Below are 17,952 nucleotides of genomic sequence, written 5' to 3'. Positions count from 1 at the left end.
GGTAGAGGGCGGCGGGGTCGCCGTGCTGGCGGCGCCGTACGCGAGGGCGGGGCGTCCAGCCGGGGCCGGAGACGGCCAGGCCGTCCACCAGGACCCAGCCGTCCGACTCGATTCTGATCGTGTTGTCGCCGGGGCGCACGAGATGGGAGACGTCGTAGCGGCGCATCCGCGGGAGGTCCGCCTCCGCGTAGGGGTCGAAGCCGCCCTGCCGGCCCGCTTCCACCCCGTTGACCAGCACCCGGCAGGACGCGGTCGAGGCCACCTGCAGCGGCTCGGCTCGCGGGGTGTCCACGCGCACGGTGGTCTCCAGCGGCGTGCCCGCGATCCACTCCGGGCGGGCGGCGTCGGCGGGGTCGGCCACCAGGCAGACGTAGGCCCGCAGGTCGAGCTCTTCGTCCGGGACGAGCAGCAGCTCCAGGAGATGCTCGCCGGACGCGACGGGCGAGCGCGTGACCGCGGCGTACCCGGCGTCGTCGAGCGACTGCTCCACTCCGTCGATCCAGAGCCTCTTCGCCGCCCCGGCTCCGACCGCCACCCAACCGCCAGGGCCGGTGAGCAGGGCGCGGAAGCGGGCCTCGCCACCGCCCGTCACCCGGCCGAACGTCAGGAACTCCACCGGTACGTGCCCCTTGGGCCCGAGCGTCTCCCGGTGGATCGGGTCCTTGCGCAGCCCTCGCGAGTCCGACCACACCGAGGGTGTCCACGGGCCGTCGCCGGCCCGCTGCTCGCCGCGCGGTCCGAACGTCACGTCCACGGGGTCCCCGTCCGGGGTGCGCAGCGTCCAGCATTCGACGGTCGCGCCGCTCCCGAAGTCCGACCAGGTGTCGTCCAGGGTGGGGACGAGCTCGACGTCCCATTCGTCCCCGAGATCGATCTCGACCGGGTACGAAGGCCGCGGAGCGGGCGGCTCCGCGACCGTCCCGTCGAACACCAGCAGGGCGGCCGGCCCGTCGTCGAACGGCACGACGACCTCCACCGCGTCGGCGTCCCGCGTGTGCGGCAGCGGCACGGGATCGCCGCCTGCGAAGGGGCGGACCAGCAGCGGGGTGCCCGAGACGTCGCGGACCGTGATCCGCATCTCGCGGGCGTATCGGCCGGGGTCGAAGTCGATGACGGCGTCCAGCCAGCCGAGCTGCACGCCGCGCTCCTCTGGTCGCCCCACTCCGATCCTGCTGGCCATGGGGAACGCCGCGGTCAGGAACACCAGCGTGGTCTCGCCGACCTCGCGCACCAGCGCGGGCACCGGCGCCTCGACCCGCCGCTCCAGCCCGGCCAGCGCCTCGCCCAGGCGATCGGCGGCCTCCACGTAGCGGGCGTCCACACCGTCCGGGCGCGCGCCGACCGCGACCAGCAGCCCACCGTCCGCGGCGAACGCGGCCAGCCGGGCGGCGACGTCCGCGTCGAGCGCGGTGACGGCGGGCAGGATGACCGCCCGGTAGGCCTCGGTGGACACGGTCAGCCGCCCGTCCTTGACGACCGCGCGCCGTACCGAGTCCTCGTCGATCACGTCGGCGTCCAGACAGAGCCGGTCGAGGACGCCTGGCTTGGCGGCGAACCAGGCCATGTCGCCCACGATCTCGCGGTAGACCTCCTGCGCCCGTGCGGCCCGAGCGTCCACCCCATCTGGGCCGGTCCCGGACTGGACGGTGGCGGTGGGCAGCAGGACCGCGACGTCGCAGGCGTGACGTCCCAGGGACAGGGCGGCGCACAGGCGGGTGACGGCGTCGGCGAAGACCCGGTGGTGCCGCCAGTACGGCTGCCGCCAGTCGGTGGCCGGCGGCGCCCACTCCCACCAGCCGCGCTTGGTCGTGTAGTAGACCGCGTGCGGGTTGTACAGATTTGCGCCTGCCCGCAGCCAGGGCAGCAGCCAGTCGAAGGTCTCCTCCAGCGTGCCGCCCCAGCCACTGGAGTGGAACGCCTCGATCCAGGTACGCGGCCGGCCGTACAGGTGGGCCAGGGAGGCGTGCAGGCGGGCATCGCCGTGGTGGTCGGAGCCGGGCGCGCTGAACCAGCGGTGGGTGCGCGCGTAGTCGGCGTACAGTTGCACGCCCTCGACCGGATGCCCGGCACGGGCCGGGTCCTGCTGGTCGCAGCCGTTCAGCAGCCCGTGGCGCTCGTGCCATTCCGCCAGCGGGCGGAAGAACGCCTCCTCGGCCAGCTCGGCCCGGGTCCGCTGGTACGCCTGCCAGTCGGGGTCGTCGAGCGAGAACGGCTTGCCGCGGCGGGCGTCGTACTCGGAGGCGAACTGAGCCGACCAGGTGGGCAGTGCCGGCAGCTCATCCTGGAACGACCCGGCGATCACCCGGCCGAACCATTGCCCGACGCGCCGCTCGAACTCGCCGTGCACCCGGTCCAGCAGCACCGCGCACGCCTCGCGCGAGAGGTAGTCGAAGCCGCGCAGCGTGACGGACCCGTCGGCGGCCAGCCACTGGCCGGCGAACTCGGGCCGCTCCAGCACCAGGCGGGCCTGGAGGTCGGCGCCGGAGAAGCCGAGCTGGTCGTAGAACCACAGGTGCGCGCCCAGCTCGTACGCGTCGGCGCACACCCCGTCGAGCAGCTCCCACCACGCCTCCGACAGGAACGGCGGGTCGTCGGCGTCGGCGCCGAACATCGGCCCCGAGGGTGCCAGGTTCAGGATGACGAGGTTGCGCACTCCGCCGGCGACCAGGCGTTCCAGCTGCCAGCGCAGCCGGTCCCGGCGCAGTGGCTCGCCGCTCCACCACCAGATGGCCGCCGGGGAGAACGCCCGGGGCGGCTCGCGCACCGCGTCGAAGACGTTCATCCCTTGAGCCCGCTGGAGAAGCCCTTGATCACGTAGCGCTGCAGGGCCAGGAAGACCACCACGATCGGCAGCGCGCCCAGCACCAGGCCGGCGAAGACCAGGCCGTGCTGGGAGACGTACTGGCCGACGTAGGCGAAGACGCTGACCGGGACCGTCTCGAAGCCGGACCCGCCCAGGTAGACCAGCGGGGTGAAGAAGTCGTTCCAGATGAAGACGGCGTTGAGGATCAGCACGGTTCCCGTGATGGGCCGCAGCAACGGGAAGACCACGCGGGTGAACGCCACCAGGTGCGAGGCGCCGTCGATCTGCGCGGCGGCGGCGTAGTCGCGGGGCAGCGCCCGGATGAACCCGGTGTAGAGGAAGACGGTGAAGGGAAGCTGGATGCCGGTGTAGAAGAGGATCATCCCGGCGTGCGTGCCGATCAGCCCGAGGTCGGTCACGAGCTGGTAGAGCGGGATCATGCCGAGCTGGAACGGCAGCACGATGCCCAGCAGGAACAGGATGTACAGGCCGTAGCCGAGGCGGGTCTGCACGCGGGCCAGGAAGTAGGCGGCGAACGAGCCGAGCGCGATGAGCGCGACCAGGCTGGCCACGGTGATCACGGTGCTGTTGACCAGGGACGGGCCGAGTGCCGCCGCCGACCAGGCGCTGGCGAAGTTGCCGAAGGTGGGCGGGCTGGGCAGCGCCAGCGGCGACTGCGCGATCTGCGCCGGGTCCTTCAGCGACAGCGAGACCAGCGTGTAGACGGGGAACAGGAACGCCACCGCCACCGCGATCATGACGATCTCCAGCAGGAACGTCCTTCTCACACGGTCACCTCCCGGCGACGCAGGTAGTAGACCTGAACGAGGGAGACGGCGGCCACGAACAGCGCCAGCACCAGCGCTATCGCGGTGCTGTAGCCGAACTTGCCGAACACGAACGCCTGCTTGTACAGCACCGTGGACAGGGTCTCGGTGGCGTAGCCGGGGCCACCGTTCGTGGCGGCGAAGACCTGGTCGAAGAGCTTGAGGCCGCCGATCGTGGACAGCATCAGGTTGATCGTCACGGCGGGGGCCAGCAGCGGCCAGGTGACGTAGCGGAAGCGCTGGAAGGTGCCCGCGCCGTCGATCATGGCAGCCTCGTGCAGCTCCTTGGGCACGCCTTCGAGCCCGGCCAGGAAGATGACCATCGAGTAGCCGGCGTACTGCCACACGACCATGCCGGCGATCGACCACAGCGCCACCGACGGGTCGCCCAGCCAGTCGACGTGCACGCCGAGCATCCCGTTCAGCCCGGCGGAGGGGTCGGGGTTGTAGATGTACTTCCACAGGAACGCCACCATGACCGGGCTGACCACGACCGGCGCGAAGAAGATCACGCGCAGCAGCGCCCGGCTCTTGAGCCTGGCGTTCACGCCGAGGGCCAGCAGCAGCCCGACGCCGTTCTGCACGGCCACGATGGCCACCGTCAGCAGCAGCGTGTTGCCGATCGAGCCCATGGCCTGCTCGTCGCGCAGCAGCGCGCGGAAGTTGGCCAGGCCGGCGAAGGACATGTCCTCGCCGATCCCGCTCCAGTCCGTGAACGCGTACACCACGCCGCTGATCGCGGGGTAGAGCACCACCAGCGCGTACACCACGAGAGCGGGGGCGGCGAACAGCCAGGGCGGGGTGGCGGGGCTGAAGCGCCGCCGCGCGGAGCGGGCGGGCCGCGCCCGCCCGGCGGTCAAGAGGGTCACTTCTTGTACGCCTCGTCCATCTTCTTCAGCGCCTCGTCGATCGTGGAGTCACCGGCCAGCAGTTCCTGGACGACCGCGAAGTGCACCGGCTGCACCTCGGCGTTGGGCCAGCGCTGGTCCATGAACGGCACCGCGCGGTCCTTGGTGAACGGCAGGAAGGACTGCACGGCGGGGTCGATGGTGGAGCCGGCGTCCTGGGTGAGCGGGATGGCGGCGATGGCCTTGGCCCAGGCGTTGATGTTCTCCTGCTTGCCGAGGAAGTCGATGAACGCCTTGGCCTCCTCGACATTCTTGCCCTTGGCGCTGGCGCCGAGCCCGACGACGACGCCGGCGGGGATCCACACGGAGTTCGCGTCGTCGGCGCCGGGAACGGGGAACATCGACAGGTCGTCGGGCGAGGAGGCGGCCTTGCGGAAGTCGGGCAGCACTGCCGAGACCTGGACGGCCATGGCCGCCTTGCCGGTGGCCACCATGGAGGTCTGCTGCTCGAACGTGGTGCCGTTCGGGTTGTCGTTGAAGTAGCCGCGCTTCTGCAGCTCCAGGTACATCTCCATGGCGTCGCGCCAGCCGGACTGGGCGAAGCTGGTCTGCCCGGCGAGCTGCTTGTCGTCGAACGCCGGGTCCTTGGCGTAGACGGTCGAGGGCACCAGCGCGTACGTGATGAGCTGGGTGATCCACGGCGTCTGCGCGCCGAGCGCGATCGGCACCACGCCGGCCTTCTTCAGCTTCTCGCACAGCGCCAGGAACTCGCTCCACGTGGCCGGCGGCGCCTCGATCCCCGCCTTCTCGAAGACCTTCTTGTTGTAGACCGCGCCGATGACCGACGACCCGGCCGAGTAGATGTAGGTCTTGCCGTCCAGCTGGAATGCGGGCTTGAACCCGGCGGGGATGGTCTTCGTCCACGCCTGGGCGGACAGGTCCGCCAGCAGCCCGGCCTTGGCGATCTGGGACATCGACATCGCGCTGCCGTTGCCCGGGTAAACCACGTGCAGGTCGGGGGCGTTGCCGGCGCCGAGCTGGGTGCGCACCGAGGTCTGCACCTGGTCGGTGGGTGCGTAGGAGGCGGTGAGCCGCACCGCCGGCCTGGCCTTCTGGTAGGCGGCCACGAGCTCGTCCATCGGCGTCTTCTGGTCGGAGACGCCGAGGAACTTCAGCTCGGTCACGGCCTGCCCGCCGCCGGTCGTGGCGGTGGTCTCCGGCCTGGTGGAACAGGCGGTGGCGGCCGCGGCCGTGGCCAGGCCGCCCATCATGCGCAGGAACTGGCCGCGGCTCACCCTGGCGTCGTGCAGCAGGTCGGTCATGCTACGTCTCCTCGGTCGTGCGGAAAGTGTGATCCCCCGAGAGCACCTGGCGGACCTGCCCGCCGAGCGGCTGGACGGTGGGGAGGCGGCCTCCCCGTCGATGCGAACGTTTTAATCTCGGGCGTGCGAGGGTCGCCGGAGATCGTGCGCATGCCCTCCGCTCCAGGAAGGGGCGTGCGAAGGTCGCGGCACACACTGCGCGGCCGGACGGGACCCATGACCACCTCCAAGGAACGGGGTTGTTACTTTTAACAAGCTTTTTGTTAAAAGTGGTGGTGCTGGGGAGAGTATGAGTCGCTCCAGCGGGGTGTCAAGAGTAGGATTCGCAGCCGTCCGAGCAGGGTGGAGACCAGGGTGAATTTGCCGCAGCACACCTTCAGCAGGTCAGCGCGATGGCATGGCATGGCCGAGCACATCGTGCGCAGGGGCTCCGCCTCCGTGACCGAGCTCGCCGAGAGCTTCGGCGTGAGCGTGATGACCGTCCACCGCGACCTCGACGAGCTGGAACGCCAGGGCATGGTGCGCAAGGTCCGCGGCGGCGCCACCGCCCAGCCCAGCAACGTGTGGGAGAGCAGCATCGCCTACCGGCTCAACGCCCACACGGCCGAGAAGGACGCGATCGCCCGGGTGGTGGCCGGCATGATCGAGCCGGGCAGCTCGATCATGCTCGACGACTCCACGACGGCCCTGGCCGTCGCCCGCCACCTGGGCGAGCTGGCCCCGCTGACCGTGGTGACGAACTTCCTGGAGGCGATCAGGCTGCTCGCCGGCAACCGCGACATCCGTCTTATCGTGCTCGGCGGCGAATATCACGCCACCCATGACTCCTTTCTCGGCGTGGGCTGCGTGGACGCGGTCGAGGCGGTGAGCACCGACGTGGTCGTGGTCTCCACCTCGGCCATCTCCGACCAGTACGCCTTCCACCAGGAGCAGGAGATCGTCCTGGTGAAGCGGGCGATGCTGCGCTCCGGCACCCGCCGCATCCTGGCCGTGGACGGCTCCAAGCTGGCCCGGGTGGCGCTGCACCGGGTGGCGCCGCTCGACGACTTCGACGTCATCGTGGTCGACTCCAACGCCCCGGCCGACCGGCTCCAGCGGCTCCGCGACCGGCACGGGCACGTCGAAGTGGCCCAGATGTAACCCCGTAGGCCGTTATTTGTAACTCGTATCTTGTTAAGAGCTTGCCTGCTTGCTAGAAAGTGAGGGCTTTCCCCCTCAGCTTAGGAAGCAGCATGCAGCAACCCTCGCGCCGATCCTTACTCGGGCTCGGCGGCGCCGCGCTCGCCCTGGCCTTCACCGCCGACCTGGCCGACCCGTGGACCGCGCGGGCCGGGGTGAAGGGCGACTACCCCTTCCAGCTCGGCGTCGCCTCGGGTGACCCGCTGCCCGACCGCGTGGTCCTGTGGACGCGGCTGGCCCCCAGGCCGCTGGAGCCGCTCGGCGGGCTGCCGTACAACAAGATCGAGGTCGGCTGGGAGATCGCCGAGGACGAGGCGTTCACCCGGCGCGTCCGGCGCGGCTCCACCTGGGCCGCCCCCGAGTACGGCCACTCCGTCCACGTGGACGCCAAGGGCCTGCGCCCCGGCCGGGAGTACTTCTACCGCTTCCGCACCGGCGGCGAGATCAGCCCCGTCGGCCGCACCAAGACCGCGCCCGCGCCGGCGAGCAGCCCCGAGGCGCTGCGGCTGGCCTTCGCCTCGTGCGCCCTGTGGCAGGACGGCTACTACAGCGCCTACCGCCACCTCGCCGAGGAGGAGCCCGACGTGGTCTTCCACCTCGGGGACTACATCTACGAGTACGGCATCGTGCCGACCGGCGGCAATCGCAACACCCCCGTGCCCGAGCAGTTCCGGGTGCAGTGCGACACCCTCGACCGCTTCCGCGTCCAGTACGGCCTCTACAAGAGCGACCCCGACCTGCAGGCCGCCCACCACCGCGCGCCGTGGATCGTCACCTGGGACGACCACGAGGTGCTCGACAACTGGGCCGGCCGCTACGGCCCCGGCGGCGAGGTGACCGAGCAGGACTACCTGGTGATCCGCGCCAACGCCTTCCGCGCCTTCTGGGAGAACATGCCCGTCCGCGTGCCCGCCGTGCAGGGCCCGGACGCCCGCGTCTACCGCCGGTTCGCCTTCGGCGACCTGGCCGAGTTCAACGTGCTCGACACCCGGCAGTACCGCGACGACCAGGCCTGCGGCGACGGCCAGCAGGTCGACTGCGCCGCCCGTCTCGACCCGGCTCGGCAGCTGCTCGGCGCCGAGCAGGAGAGATGGCTGCTCGACGGCCTGGCCGCGTCCCGCGCCAAGTGGAACGTCCTGGCCCAGCAGATCGCCATGATCCAGCTCGACTTCGACCCGGGCCCCGCGCAGAAGCTCAGCATGGACCTGTGGGACGGCTACAAGGCCGCCAAGGACCGGCTGCTCACCGGCATGACCGAGCGCCAGGTCAGCAACCCCGTGGTGCTGACCGGCGACATCCACTACAACCTGGCCGGCGAGCTCAAGGCGAACTTCGACGACCCCGCCTCGCGCACCGTCGGCGTGGAGTTCGTCGGCACCTCGGTCAGCAGCGGCGGCAACGGCAACGCCACCGCCGGGTTGCCGCCCGGCGGCAGCGACCCGGTCAACCCGCACCTGCGCTTCTCCAGCTACCAGCGCGGCTATGTCTCCTGCGAGGTCACCCGCGCCCAGTGGCGAGCCGACTTCAAGGTCGTCCCGTACGTGGACCGGCCCGGCGCCCCGGTCTCCACCAGGGCAAGCCTCGTCACCCTCGACGGCGCACCCGGCCTGCACGCGCTCTAGGAAGGAACGATCATGCGCCACCTCGCCGCCGCGCTCGCCGTCGCCGCCGCTGTCACGCTCACCACGGCCGCCGCCTGGGACCCCGAGCCGCCGTCCACAGTGTCCGTCAAGGTCAGGCCGGGCGTCTCCAAGGGCACCGGCAAGCTCATCCCTCTCGCGGGCGCCGACCGCCTCGTCGCCCCGCTCGGCGTGGACCCCGCCTGCCCCGCCAAGATCGAGATCGGCATGCGCAGCGACGCCAAGAAGGCCGCGTACGCCACGATGAACGTCGAGATCGACCCGCCGCTGACCGCCTCCCGCTCCATGTTGACCAGCTACCTGCCGCCCGGCTACGAGCTCGGAGCGAAACTGCTGGTCGCCGTCCCGCCGGAGACGAAGGAAGGCAGCTACGGCCTGCGCCTGCGCACCCCCGCACAAACGCTGGAGGTGCCCGTCGAGGTCGTGCCCGTGGACCGGCTCGACAACGGCGGCAACCTCGCGCTGCGCCGCCCCGTCACGGCCTCCTCCCAGCACGTCAACGCCAACTACCCGCCCTGCAGCGTCGCCGACGGCGACCGCTCATCCAACGGCTGGGCCGGCGGCAACGGCTGGAACGACGCCACCGCCCGGGCCTGGCCCGACACCCTGGCCGTCGCGCTGGGTGGCGCCAAGCAGGTCTCCCGCGTGGACCTGTACACGCTGCACACCGAACGCTACCCCGCCGCGACCTTCGGGTTGCGCGACTGGGACGTCCAGGCGCAGGTGAACGGCCAGTGGCAGACGGTCGCCCAGGTACGCGGCAACGCCGCCGGCAGCGCGCGCTCCGACTTCGCACCCGTCACCGCCGACGCGGTCCGCATCATCGCGCTCGCCTCGAACGGCGCCAACGACTACACCCGCATCATCGAGGTCGAAGTCCGTTGAACGAAGGGAGAACCCCGGTGGACACGTTCACCCGCATCACGCCGCCCCGCACCAAGGTGGGTCTCGTGGCCGGAGGGCTGGGGGCGTACTGGCCGCAGTTCCCCGACCTGCTGCCGCAGCTCCAGCGCTCCTCCGCCCGGGTGGCCGAGCGGATGAAGGCGCTGGACTGCGAGGTGGTGGACGCCGGCTTCATCTCCGACGCCCAGGAGGGCGCGGCGGCGGCCGAGAAACTGCGGGCGGCGGGGTGCGACGTCATCGTCGGGTTCCTCACCACGTACATGACGGCCACCATGCTCGTGCCGATCGCGCAGCGCAGCGGTGCGCCCATGCTGCTGATCAACCTGCAGCCCACCGAGTCGATGGAGCACGCCACCTTCGACACCGGGCAGTGGCTGGCCTACTGCGGCGCCTGCCCGCTGCCGGAGATGGCCAACGCGTTCGCCCGCTGCGGCATCCCCTTCCGCTCCGTCTCCGGCTACCTGGAGGACGAGCGGGCGTGGAAGCGGATCGGCCACTGGGTGCGCGCGGCGGGCGTGCGCGCCGCGCTGCGCCGGGGCCGGCACGGCCTGATGGGCCACCTCTACCCCGGCATGCTCGACGTGGCCACCGACCTCACGCTGGTCACCGCGAACTTCGGCGGGCACGTCGAGGTGCTGGAGTTCGACGACCTGCGGGTACGCGTGGAGAAGGTCACGGACGACGAGACCGAGGAGCGGATCAAGCTGGCCCGGGACGTGTTCGAGCTGGCCGACTCGGTCAACGGCGACGACCTGTCGTGGGCGGCCCGCGTGTCGGTCGGCCTGGACCGCCTGGTCGAGGACTTCGCGCTGGACAGCCTGGCCTACTACCACCGCGGGCTGGACGGCGAGATCCACGAGCGGCTCGGCGCGGGCATGATCCTCGGCGCGTCCCTCCTCACCGCCCGCGGCGTGCCGGCGGCCGGCGAGTACGAGCTGCGTACCTCGCTCGCGATGCTGATCATGGATCGGCTGGGTGGCGGCGGCTCGTTCACCGAGTTTCAGGCACTCGACTTCCACCGCGGCCACGTCGAGATGGGCCACGACGGGCCCGCCCACCTGGCGATCAGCTCGCGCCGGCCGCTGCTGCGCGGGCTCGGCGTCTACCACGGCAAGCGCGGGTGGGGCGTGTCGGTCGAGTTCGACGTGAAGCGCGGGCCGGTCACCGCGTTCGGGCTGCGGCAGGCGCAGGACGGGAGCTTCGGGTTCGTCGTCTCGGAGGGCGAGGTCGTCGAAGGCCCGCTGCTGCGGATCGGCAACACCACGTCCCGGGTGGACTTCGGCTGCGACCCCGGGGAGTGGACCGACGCCTGGAGCGCCAGCGGCATCTCCCACCACTGGGCGCTCGGCACCGGCCACCGCCTGGCCGACCTGCGCGCGGTGGCCGACCTCCTGGGCGCGGAGGTGACCCACGTCCAGCCCTGACCATCAGCGACCGCTGCCGGATGAGCGGTGGGAGCTGATGGCAAAGTAAGCGCCTGTCATAGGGCAGGTCGAAACCGAGTCAGCACTCGTCCCGCCGATGTCGAGCCGTCTCCGGCGCTCCGTCGTCCCATGGCTATAACGGAGCGGCATTGATCTTCGTCGCGAGGGCCGGGGGACAAGCTGATGACCACTCTAGGACGAACGGCTACCGTCGTGAGCCTGCTCGCCGCTCTGTGCGTGCCGGGGCAGGCGGTGGCCGAGCCTCAGGCGCCCTCCGCGGGTTCGACGCCCGCGGCTCCGCAGCCGGCGTTGGACCTGGTGCTGGATGGCGATTCGCTCTCTCTCCGGGACGCCTTCGCGATCCTCGAGGGCCGTCCGGTCTCCGCGCGGCTCGCGGCAGGTACGCGGGAGAGATTGGACAGTACGCGGGCGGGAGCGCTCGCGGCCCTGAAGAACCAGCGGGTGTACGGCTGGAACCAGGCGCTCGGGCCGCTGAAGGACCGTCCGCTGTCGCCCGAGCAGGCAGTGCAGTTCCAGCGCAACGTCCTGCGCTCGCACGCCGCAGGCGTCGGGGAGCCACTGCCCGACAACGTGGTCAGGCTGGCCTTGATCCTCAAGGCGAACCAGATGGCCAGAGGAAAGGTCGGGGTACGGCCCGAGGTGCCCCAGCGTCTACTGGACCTGGTCAATGCCGGGGTCGTGCCGCGGATGCCGCAAATCGGCTCGCTGGGCACCGGGGACCTGCAGCCGCAGGCGGCGGCCGGATTGGCGGCGCTCGGGGAGGATGCGCCGGTGCGCTACAGGGGCGAGGAGGGACCCGCCTCCGAGATCCTGCCGAAGGCCGGGCTGGCCAGGGACTTCGTCTTCGAGGCCGGGGAAGCGCTGCCGATCGTCAGCGGCAGCACCGTCCTGGCCGCCACGCTGATGGACGCCGTGCACCGGGCCACCGTGCTTGCCGACCAGGCAGAGGGTGCCTTCGCCCTGTTCATGGAGGCGACCAGGGCCGAGCGGGGATCGCTCGACGCGCGTACCCACCGAGAACGCCACATCCCCGAGCAGGACACGGTCGCCGCGCGGCTGCGGGCGATGGTCGCGGGCTCGGGCTGGATGACGGAAGAGGGGCGCAAGCGCCTCGACCCGGCCAACTACCACCCGCGGGTGCAGGACGCGGTGTCGGTGCGGGCGGCACCGCACATCATGGCCGGGCTGCGGCATGCGCTTGCCGACGCGCGCCAGACCCTGGTGCGGGAGGCCAACTCCTCGAACTCCAACCCACTGATCTTCAAGCGCGAGCAGGGAAGCGGGTACGAGTTCGTGATGGGCGGCAACTGGGACGGCTCCGTCATGGGGCATCTCGCCGACACCTTGAACGCGGAGATCACTGACGTCGGGGTGTTGTCGCAGGAGCTGTCAGGGCGGCTGCTGTCACCCAGGTGGAGCTACGGCCTGCCGGCGAATCTCGCCGGTGGGACGGTCGGGTTGAACTCCGGGATGGTCCAGGTGCAGACGGTGGCCGCCGCGCTGATCCCGGAGATGCAGGCCAGGGCCACGCCGGCGGGAACGCTTTCCCGACCGGTCAAGGACGGGCAGGAGGACCACAACACGATGGCGATGGCCTCGGTCCGGCACCTGCACGAGAACCTCGACCGGCTCGAAATGGTCCTGGCGGTCCAGTACCTGATGTCGGCCCAGGGCATCGACCTCATCGCGCAGAAGATGTCGGGCCTGCCACTCGGTGCCGGCACGCGCACCCTGCTGGCGGAGATCAGGCAGTACATCACACCCCTGGCCGACGACCGCTATATGACCCCTGACCTGGAGCGGGCCATCTGGCTGGTGCGTAACCGGCACCTGGTGCCGTCCATTGCCGCGTGACGTACAGACCCGCATCCAGGGGTGGGCGCCGGTGGGTCAGGTCGCGATGCGCGCCCGTCCGGTGAGTTGGTCCTGATAGCCCGCGTGGGCGGCACGCAGGGCCGGGGCCGGCCAGTCCGGCGGCAGGAGCGGGCCGGGCAGGACCGGGTCGGTGAGCAGGTGGCGGAACATGGCCGCGATGACGGCGAACCGGTCGGCGGGGCGATCGGCGCCGGTGCAGGCGGACAGCAGGGCGTGGCCGGTGCCGGCCCAGCTTTGCAGGTCCCACAGCGTCTCGGCGAGTTCGGCGGCGGGCTGGTCAGGACGGCCGGTCCACCGCTGGACGAGCGGCGCCAGGTGGCCGGGCCAGGATCGGACCAGGTTGGCCGGGCGGGTCCAGACTCCTTCGCGTAGTTCGGCCAGCCGCAGTGCGGCCAGGTCTGCGCGCAGTTGGGCGCGTTCGGCGGCCCCGCGTCCGGTGGCGGTGATGACGACGATCTCCCAGTCGCCATCCCAGGCGCGGGTGCGGGGATCGAGCGCGGCGTCCTGGCGTCGCTGGCGTTCCAGGAGCCGATCACTGAGCCGGTACGTGCTGTCCAGGCGCCGCAGGTCACCGGAGGCCACCATCCGGGTGAGCGCCACCCGCAGGGTCGCCGAGGAGATGCCGAAGGGCTCCACGACGCGTACCAGTTCGCGTACCGGCATCTGCGGAGGGTGCGAACCCAGCAGCAGGCTCAGCACGACCGACCGCGTCGACAGCGGGCGCAGCCCGGCCTCGGCGGGTGGGGATCCCTTCGTAGGCATGCGGCCATTGTGCCCGTTTTCCGATCGCCGGCTGGACGGCCGCCCTTGGGTGAGTCCCGCGGGCGCCCTCAATCGAATATTACATACTTGCCGCAAACGTAGAAGATTCGTAATATCGGGGCGTGACAACCCAGGAGATCGAGCAAGCCGCCACGCATGAGGTGACCAACCAGGCACCGCCGCTGCCGCCGTACGACGCCGCCGACGACATCGCCCTGGTTGAGGGGCTGCGCCGGGAGGGCGCGGAGTGGGCCGAGCCGGACATACGGCGGGTCGGCCGCGTGGCAGGAGGCGTGGAGGCGCAGTCCTGGGCGGAGCAGGCCAATCGGTACGAGCCCGAGCTGCGCACGCACGACCGGTTCGGCAACCGGATCGACGAGGTGGAGTTCCATCCCAGCTGGCACAGCCTGATGCGGGTCGCGGTGGCCGAAGGGCTGGGGGGCGCGGTGTGGGCGGAGCAACGGCCCGGCGCCCATGTGGCAAGGACCGCGACCGGGCTGGTGTGGGGGCATACCGAGTCCGGGCACGGCTGCCCGATGGCGATGACGTACGCGGTGGTGCCCGCGCTGCGTCACCAGCCCGACCTGGCCGCGGTGTACGAGCCGCTGCTGGCCGGCCGCATCTACGATCCGGTCCTGGCGGTGCCCTCGCGCAAGCGAGGCCTGCTGGCGGGAATGGGCATGACCGAGAAGCAGGGCGGCTCCGATGTGCGGGCCAACACCACGATCGCCACGCCGACCGGCGAGGCCGGCGTGTACGCGCTGCGCGGACACAAGTGGTTCACCTCGGCGCCGATGTGCGATGTGTTCCTGGTCCTGGCGCAGGCGCCCGGTGGCCTGTCGTGTTTCCTGCTTCCGCGGATCCTGCCCGACGGCAGCCGCAACGTCTTCCGGATCCAGCGGCTGAAGGACAAACTCGGCAACCGGTCCAACGCAAGCAGCGAGCCGGAGTTCGACGGGACGCTGGCGTGGCTGGTCGGCGGTGAGGGGAACGGCGTCAAGACGATCATCGACATGGTCAACCTGACCCGCCTGGACTGCGTGATGCACGCCGCCACGCTGATGCGCAAGACCCTGGTCGAGGCCGGTCACCACGTCCGGCACCGGACCGCGTTCGGAGCGCGGCTGCTCGACCAGCCGCTCATGCGCAACGTACTGGCCGACCTGGCGATCGAGTCCGAGGCCGCCACGGCGCTGACCCTGCGGCTGGCCGGCGCGACCGACCGGGCGATCGGCGGAGACCAGACCGAGGGGGCGCTGCGCCGCATCGCCACCGCGGCCGCCAAGTACTGGGTGACCAAACGAGCCCCGGCGTTCACCGCCGAGGCCTTGGAGTGCCTGGGCGGCAACGGCTATGTGGAGGAGTCGGGGATGCCCCGCCACTACCGGGAGGCTCCGCTGCCGTCGATCTGGGAGGGATCGGGGAACGTCCAAGCGCTGGACGTGCTGCGGGCCCTGGCCCGCGAACCGGACACCCTGGACGTGCTGCTCGCCGAGTTGGCCCTGGCCCGCGGCGCCGATGCCCGCCTGGACACCGCGGTGCGGCGGTTGCGCGACGATCTGGCCGACACCGACCAGATCCAGACGCGTGCCCGCCGCCTCAGTGAGCAGATCGCGCTCACCCTGCAGGCGTCACTACTGGTACGGCACGCGCCGGCCGCCGTCGCCGACGCCTTTTGCGCCACCCGCCTGGGCGGCGACTGGGGCCACGCCTACGGCACCCTCCCTCCAGCCGCCGACATCACCACCATCCTCGCCCGCGCCCTGCCCACCGAACCGTGACCGACGTGATCCCGAAGGCAGGCATCGGTTCGCGACCGTGATCACCAGGGCGACGCCTGTGAGGGCCTGGACGATGAGCTCGGGTGCAGACTGATCGGCGAAGGGCCACCGCACACGCCCGTGGAGCGTAAGGATGCCGGGGGACGGCCACTGCACCGGACGCCGCGGCGAAGACCATCGACGGGGCGGCCGGCGACCAGAGGTGTGCCGGCCGTTCCCCAACGCACTGGAGGGTGCCCTGATGACCGCGTACCGGATCCTCGCCGTCGACGACGACCCGGCCATCCTGCGCTCGCTCCGGCGGGGCCTGCGGCTGGAGGGGTTCGACGTGGACACCGCCGGCTCCGGTGGGCAGGCGCTGGAGGCGATCGGTGAGCACGAGCCCGACGCGGTCGTCCTGGACGTGTCGATGCCCGGGCTTTCGGGGATCGAGGTGTGCTCCCGGCTGCGCTTATCCGGCGTGGACGTGCCGGTGCTGATGCTGTCGGCCATGGACGAGGTGGCCGACAGGGTGGCGGGGCTGGCGGCCGGCGCGGACGACTACGTGGTGAAGCCGTTCGCGCTGGACGAGCTGGTGCTACGCCTGCGCGCGCTGCTGCGCAGGACCGGACGCGTCCCCGGCGCGCTGGTGCGGGTGGGGCCGCTCACGGTCGAGCCGGAAGCCCGCCGCGTCACCATGAACGGCCGGGAGGTCGAGGTCACGCGGCGGGAATTCGACCTGCTGGAGGTGCTGGCGTGCAATACCGGCATCGTGTTGTCCCGCGAGGTGCTGCTGGAACGGGTCTGGGGCTATGACTTCGAGGTGACCGGCAACGCGGTGGACACGTTCGTCGGCTACCTGCGGCGCAAGCTGGAGGCAGCCGGCGAGCCGCGGCTGGTGCACACGGTGCGCGGCGTCGGTTACGTGCTGAGGGAGCCGCGGCGGTGAGGCTGTCGACGCGGTTCGCGCTCTGCCTGGCCGTGTCCGTGCCACTGCTGGTGTCGGTGGCGGGGCTGCTCGTGCTGGGCCTGGTCTCGGCCGACCTGCGCGCCGAGCGTGACAGGCAGCTCGGCGCGCGGCTCCGGGCGCTGACGCCGGTGGCGAGCTCGTACGCGTGGCGGACCCGCGTCCTGCCGGATGTCCCGGCGAGCTGGCTGAAGCAGCGGCTGATCGACGCGGCGACCGGCGTGAACAGCCCGGGCGGCGTGTACGTCGAGGTGGACGGCGCCGAGCCGCTCTCCGTCGGCGACGTGCCTGCCAGGCCCCCGGCCGCCGGCGGGACCGGGACGATCGGGCCGGCGGACTTCGATGAGGGCGAGCGCCGGTGGCGGTACGTGATGACCGACCTCGGGCGGCGCGGCGACGTCGGGGCCCGGCTGTGGCTGTTCGATCCGGAGGAGCGGCTCGGCCGGCAGATCGGCATGCTCACTGAGCGGCTGGTGCAGGTCACGGTGGCCGCCGCCGCGGTGGGCGCGGTGTCGGGGCTGCTGCTCGGCCGGTTCGCCGTCCGGCCGCTGGCCAGGCTCGGCGGCCAGGCCAGGGCGATCGGCACGCGGGACCCCACCCCGGCACGGCTGGAGACCACTTCCCGCGTCACCGAGATCGACGAGCTGGCCCGGCTGCTGAACGACCTGCTCGACCGGCGGGACGCGGCCGTGGCCCGTACCGGGGAGGCGCTGGAGACCGCGCGCGCGTTCGCGGCGACCGCGGCGCATGAGCTGCGGACCCCGCTCACCAGCATGGGCACGAACGTCAGCCTGCTCGGCCATCCCGCACTGGACCCGGCGGAGCGGGCCGAGATCATCGCCGACCTGGGCGCCGAGCACGGCCGTGTCCAGCGGCTGATCACCCTGCTCCGCCAGCTCTCCCGCGGCGAACTGCTCGACCCGGCCTCCTTCCGCGAGACCGACCTGAGCGAGATCGCGGGCGAGGCGGTCGAGCAGGCGCGCCGCCGCCACCCGCTGGCTACCGTCTCCGCATCGCTCGCGGCGGACGTGCGCGTGCGTGGATGGGACGAGGGGCTCCGCCTGATCGTCGACAACCTGCTCGACAACGCCGCCATCCACGGCGTGGACGGCCAGGGGCGGGCCCGCGTCACGGTGACCCTGGCGGCAGACGGGCCGGACGCGGTCCTCACCGTCGAGGACGCCGGGCCGGGCATCCCGTCCGGCGAGCGGGACGCGGTTTTCACCCGCTTCCACCGCCGCTCGGGCAGCCCCGGCTCAGGTCTCGGCCTCACCCTGGTACGCCAGCAGGCGGTGCTCCACGGCGGCCGCGTCACGGTGACGGCCGGCGCGGGGACGCGCATGGAGGTGCGCCTGCCCCGGGACCACACCCCGGAGCCGCCTGCCGGCACGCGGTCCTGGCTGGAATAGCCCGGCCGTGCCAGGAATTCGCCGGACAAACGCCGTGCCAGGAATTTGCCAGACAAGTGCGTCACCATCCCTGCGCTGACCCGACGACAGTCACCAGGAGGAGACGTGCCCAGCACCCTCATCACCCCGCTCGGCCGGCGGACGTTCGCCGTGGCCCTCGCGCTGACCGCCACGGTGGCCGCGCCCCCCGCCTCCGCGAGCGCGCCGCCCAC

Annotated in this window: 13 protein-coding genes; 8 read left to right on the top strand and 5 right to left on the bottom strand. The window is 71.6% G+C overall.

The window, feature by feature from the left end; all coding sequences use genetic code 11:
* From EJK15_RS57690 to EJK15_RS57675, 4 genes are all read right to left on the bottom strand, one after another.
* Positions 1-2,782: hypothetical protein (locus tag EJK15_RS57690; protein WP_138718918.1), on the bottom strand; the 2,782-nt coding region annotated here is incomplete at its 3' end.
* Positions 2,779-3,591 (bottom strand): carbohydrate ABC transporter permease, encoded by an 813-nt coding sequence (locus EJK15_RS57685; RefSeq protein ID WP_240777876.1) that lies wholly within the window; start codon positions 3,589-3,591, stop codon positions 2,779-2,781. The genes EJK15_RS57685 and EJK15_RS57690, both read right to left, overlap by 4 nt.
* The gene (locus EJK15_RS57680; RefSeq protein ID WP_138718917.1) at positions 3,588-4,499 is read right to left on the bottom strand and encodes a carbohydrate ABC transporter permease; all 912 of its coding nucleotides are present in this window, start codon (positions 4,497-4,499) and stop codon (positions 3,588-3,590) included. Before EJK15_RS57680 ends, EJK15_RS57685 begins: the two co-directional genes overlap by 4 nt.
* Positions 4,496-5,800: an extracellular solute-binding protein gene (locus tag EJK15_RS57675; protein WP_138718916.1), complete on the bottom strand. Its 1,305-nt coding sequence runs from the start codon at positions 5,798-5,800 to the stop codon at positions 4,496-4,498. The genes EJK15_RS57680 and EJK15_RS57675 overlap by 4 nt, the downstream gene beginning before the upstream one ends.
* 402 nt (positions 5,801-6,202) lie before the next feature.
* Here EJK15_RS57675 and EJK15_RS57670 point away from each other — a divergent pair, with 402 nt between their 5' ends.
* The 5 genes from EJK15_RS57670 to EJK15_RS57650 all read left to right on the top strand — a co-directional run bounded on the left by EJK15_RS57670 (position 6,203) and on the right by EJK15_RS57650 (position 12,821).
* On the top strand, positions 6,203-6,940 hold the full coding sequence (locus tag EJK15_RS57670; RefSeq protein ID WP_138718915.1) for a DeoR/GlpR family DNA-binding transcription regulator: 738 nt from the start codon (positions 6,203-6,205) through the stop codon (positions 6,938-6,940).
* Positions 6,941-7,032: 92 nt separating this feature from the next.
* Positions 7,033-8,601 carry an alkaline phosphatase D family protein gene (locus tag EJK15_RS57665; protein WP_138718914.1) on the top strand — a complete coding sequence of 523 codons (1,569 nt, stop codon included), beginning with the start codon at positions 7,033-7,035 and terminating at the stop codon, positions 8,599-8,601.
* Positions 8,602-8,613: 12 nt separating this feature from the next.
* Positions 8,614-9,504, top strand: coding sequence for a discoidin domain-containing protein (locus tag EJK15_RS57660; RefSeq protein ID WP_138718913.1), 891 nt, complete (start codon positions 8,614-8,616; stop codon positions 9,502-9,504).
* Positions 9,505-9,521: 17 nt separating this feature from the next.
* Positions 9,522-10,946 carry an L-fucose/L-arabinose isomerase family protein gene (locus EJK15_RS57655; RefSeq protein WP_138718912.1) on the top strand — a complete coding sequence of 475 codons (1,425 nt, stop codon included), beginning with the start codon at positions 9,522-9,524 and terminating at the stop codon, positions 10,944-10,946.
* 183 nt (positions 10,947-11,129) lie between these two features.
* A complete protein-coding gene (locus EJK15_RS57650; protein ID WP_138718911.1) occupies positions 11,130-12,821 on the top strand; it encodes an HAL/PAL/TAL family ammonia-lyase in 1,692 nt (563 codons plus the stop codon).
* 36 nt (positions 12,822-12,857) lie between these two features.
* Here the strand turns inward: EJK15_RS57650 and EJK15_RS57645 are convergent, their stop codons facing one another.
* On the bottom strand, positions 12,858-13,604 hold the full coding sequence (locus EJK15_RS57645) for a PaaX family transcriptional regulator C-terminal domain-containing protein (protein WP_138718910.1): 747 nt from the start codon (positions 13,602-13,604) through the stop codon (positions 12,858-12,860).
* A 122-nt stretch (positions 13,605-13,726) separates the two neighbouring features.
* On the opposite strand from EJK15_RS57645, the gene EJK15_RS57640 reads away from it, so the two are divergent.
* From EJK15_RS57640 to EJK15_RS57630, 3 genes are all read left to right on the top strand, one after another.
* Positions 13,727-15,385: an acyl-CoA dehydrogenase family protein gene (locus EJK15_RS57640; RefSeq protein WP_138718909.1), complete on the top strand. Its 1,659-nt coding sequence runs from the start codon at positions 13,727-13,729 to the stop codon at positions 15,383-15,385.
* A gap of 241 nt (positions 15,386-15,626) precedes the next feature.
* A complete protein-coding gene (locus tag EJK15_RS57635) occupies positions 15,627-16,313 on the top strand; it encodes a response regulator transcription factor (protein WP_138718908.1) in 687 nt (228 codons plus the stop codon).
* On the top strand, positions 16,310-17,740 hold the full coding sequence (locus tag EJK15_RS57630) for a sensor histidine kinase (RefSeq protein ID WP_138718907.1): 1,431 nt from the start codon (positions 16,310-16,312) through the stop codon (positions 17,738-17,740). Before EJK15_RS57635 ends, EJK15_RS57630 begins: the two co-directional genes overlap by 4 nt.
* Positions 17,741-17,952: the final 212 nt, after the last annotated feature.

This window comes from Nonomuraea basaltis, assembly GCF_005893125.1.
GTDB classification, from domain to species: Bacteria; Actinomycetota; Actinomycetes; order Streptosporangiales; family Streptosporangiaceae; genus Nonomuraea; species Nonomuraea basaltis.
The sequence above is the reverse complement of the archived record's forward strand: the minus strand, read 5'-3'. Positions and strand labels throughout refer to the sequence as shown.

Excerpts from the sequence above, each read along its gene's own strand:
- EJK15_RS57675 (WP_138718916.1), bottom strand. The coding sequence starts at position 5,800 with ATGACCGACCTGCTGCACGACGCCAGGGTGAGCCGCGGCCAGTTCCTG.
- EJK15_RS57670 (WP_138718915.1), top strand. The coding sequence starts at position 6,203 with ATGGCCGAGCACATCGTGCGCAGGGGCTCCGCCTCCGTGACCGAGCTC.
- EJK15_RS57665 (WP_138718914.1), top strand. The coding sequence starts at position 7,033 with ATGCAGCAACCCTCGCGCCGATCCTTACTCGGGCTCGGCGGCGCCGCG.
- EJK15_RS57660 (WP_138718913.1), top strand. The coding sequence starts at position 8,614 with ATGCGCCACCTCGCCGCCGCGCTCGCCGTCGCCGCCGCTGTCACGCTC.
- EJK15_RS57650 (WP_138718911.1), top strand. The coding sequence starts at position 11,130 with ATGACCACTCTAGGACGAACGGCTACCGTCGTGAGCCTGCTCGCCGCT.
- EJK15_RS57645 (WP_138718910.1), bottom strand. The coding sequence starts at position 13,604 with ATGCCTACGAAGGGATCCCCACCCGCCGAGGCCGGGCTGCGCCCGCTG.
- EJK15_RS57635 (WP_138718908.1), top strand. The coding sequence starts at position 15,627 with ATGACCGCGTACCGGATCCTCGCCGTCGACGACGACCCGGCCATCCTG.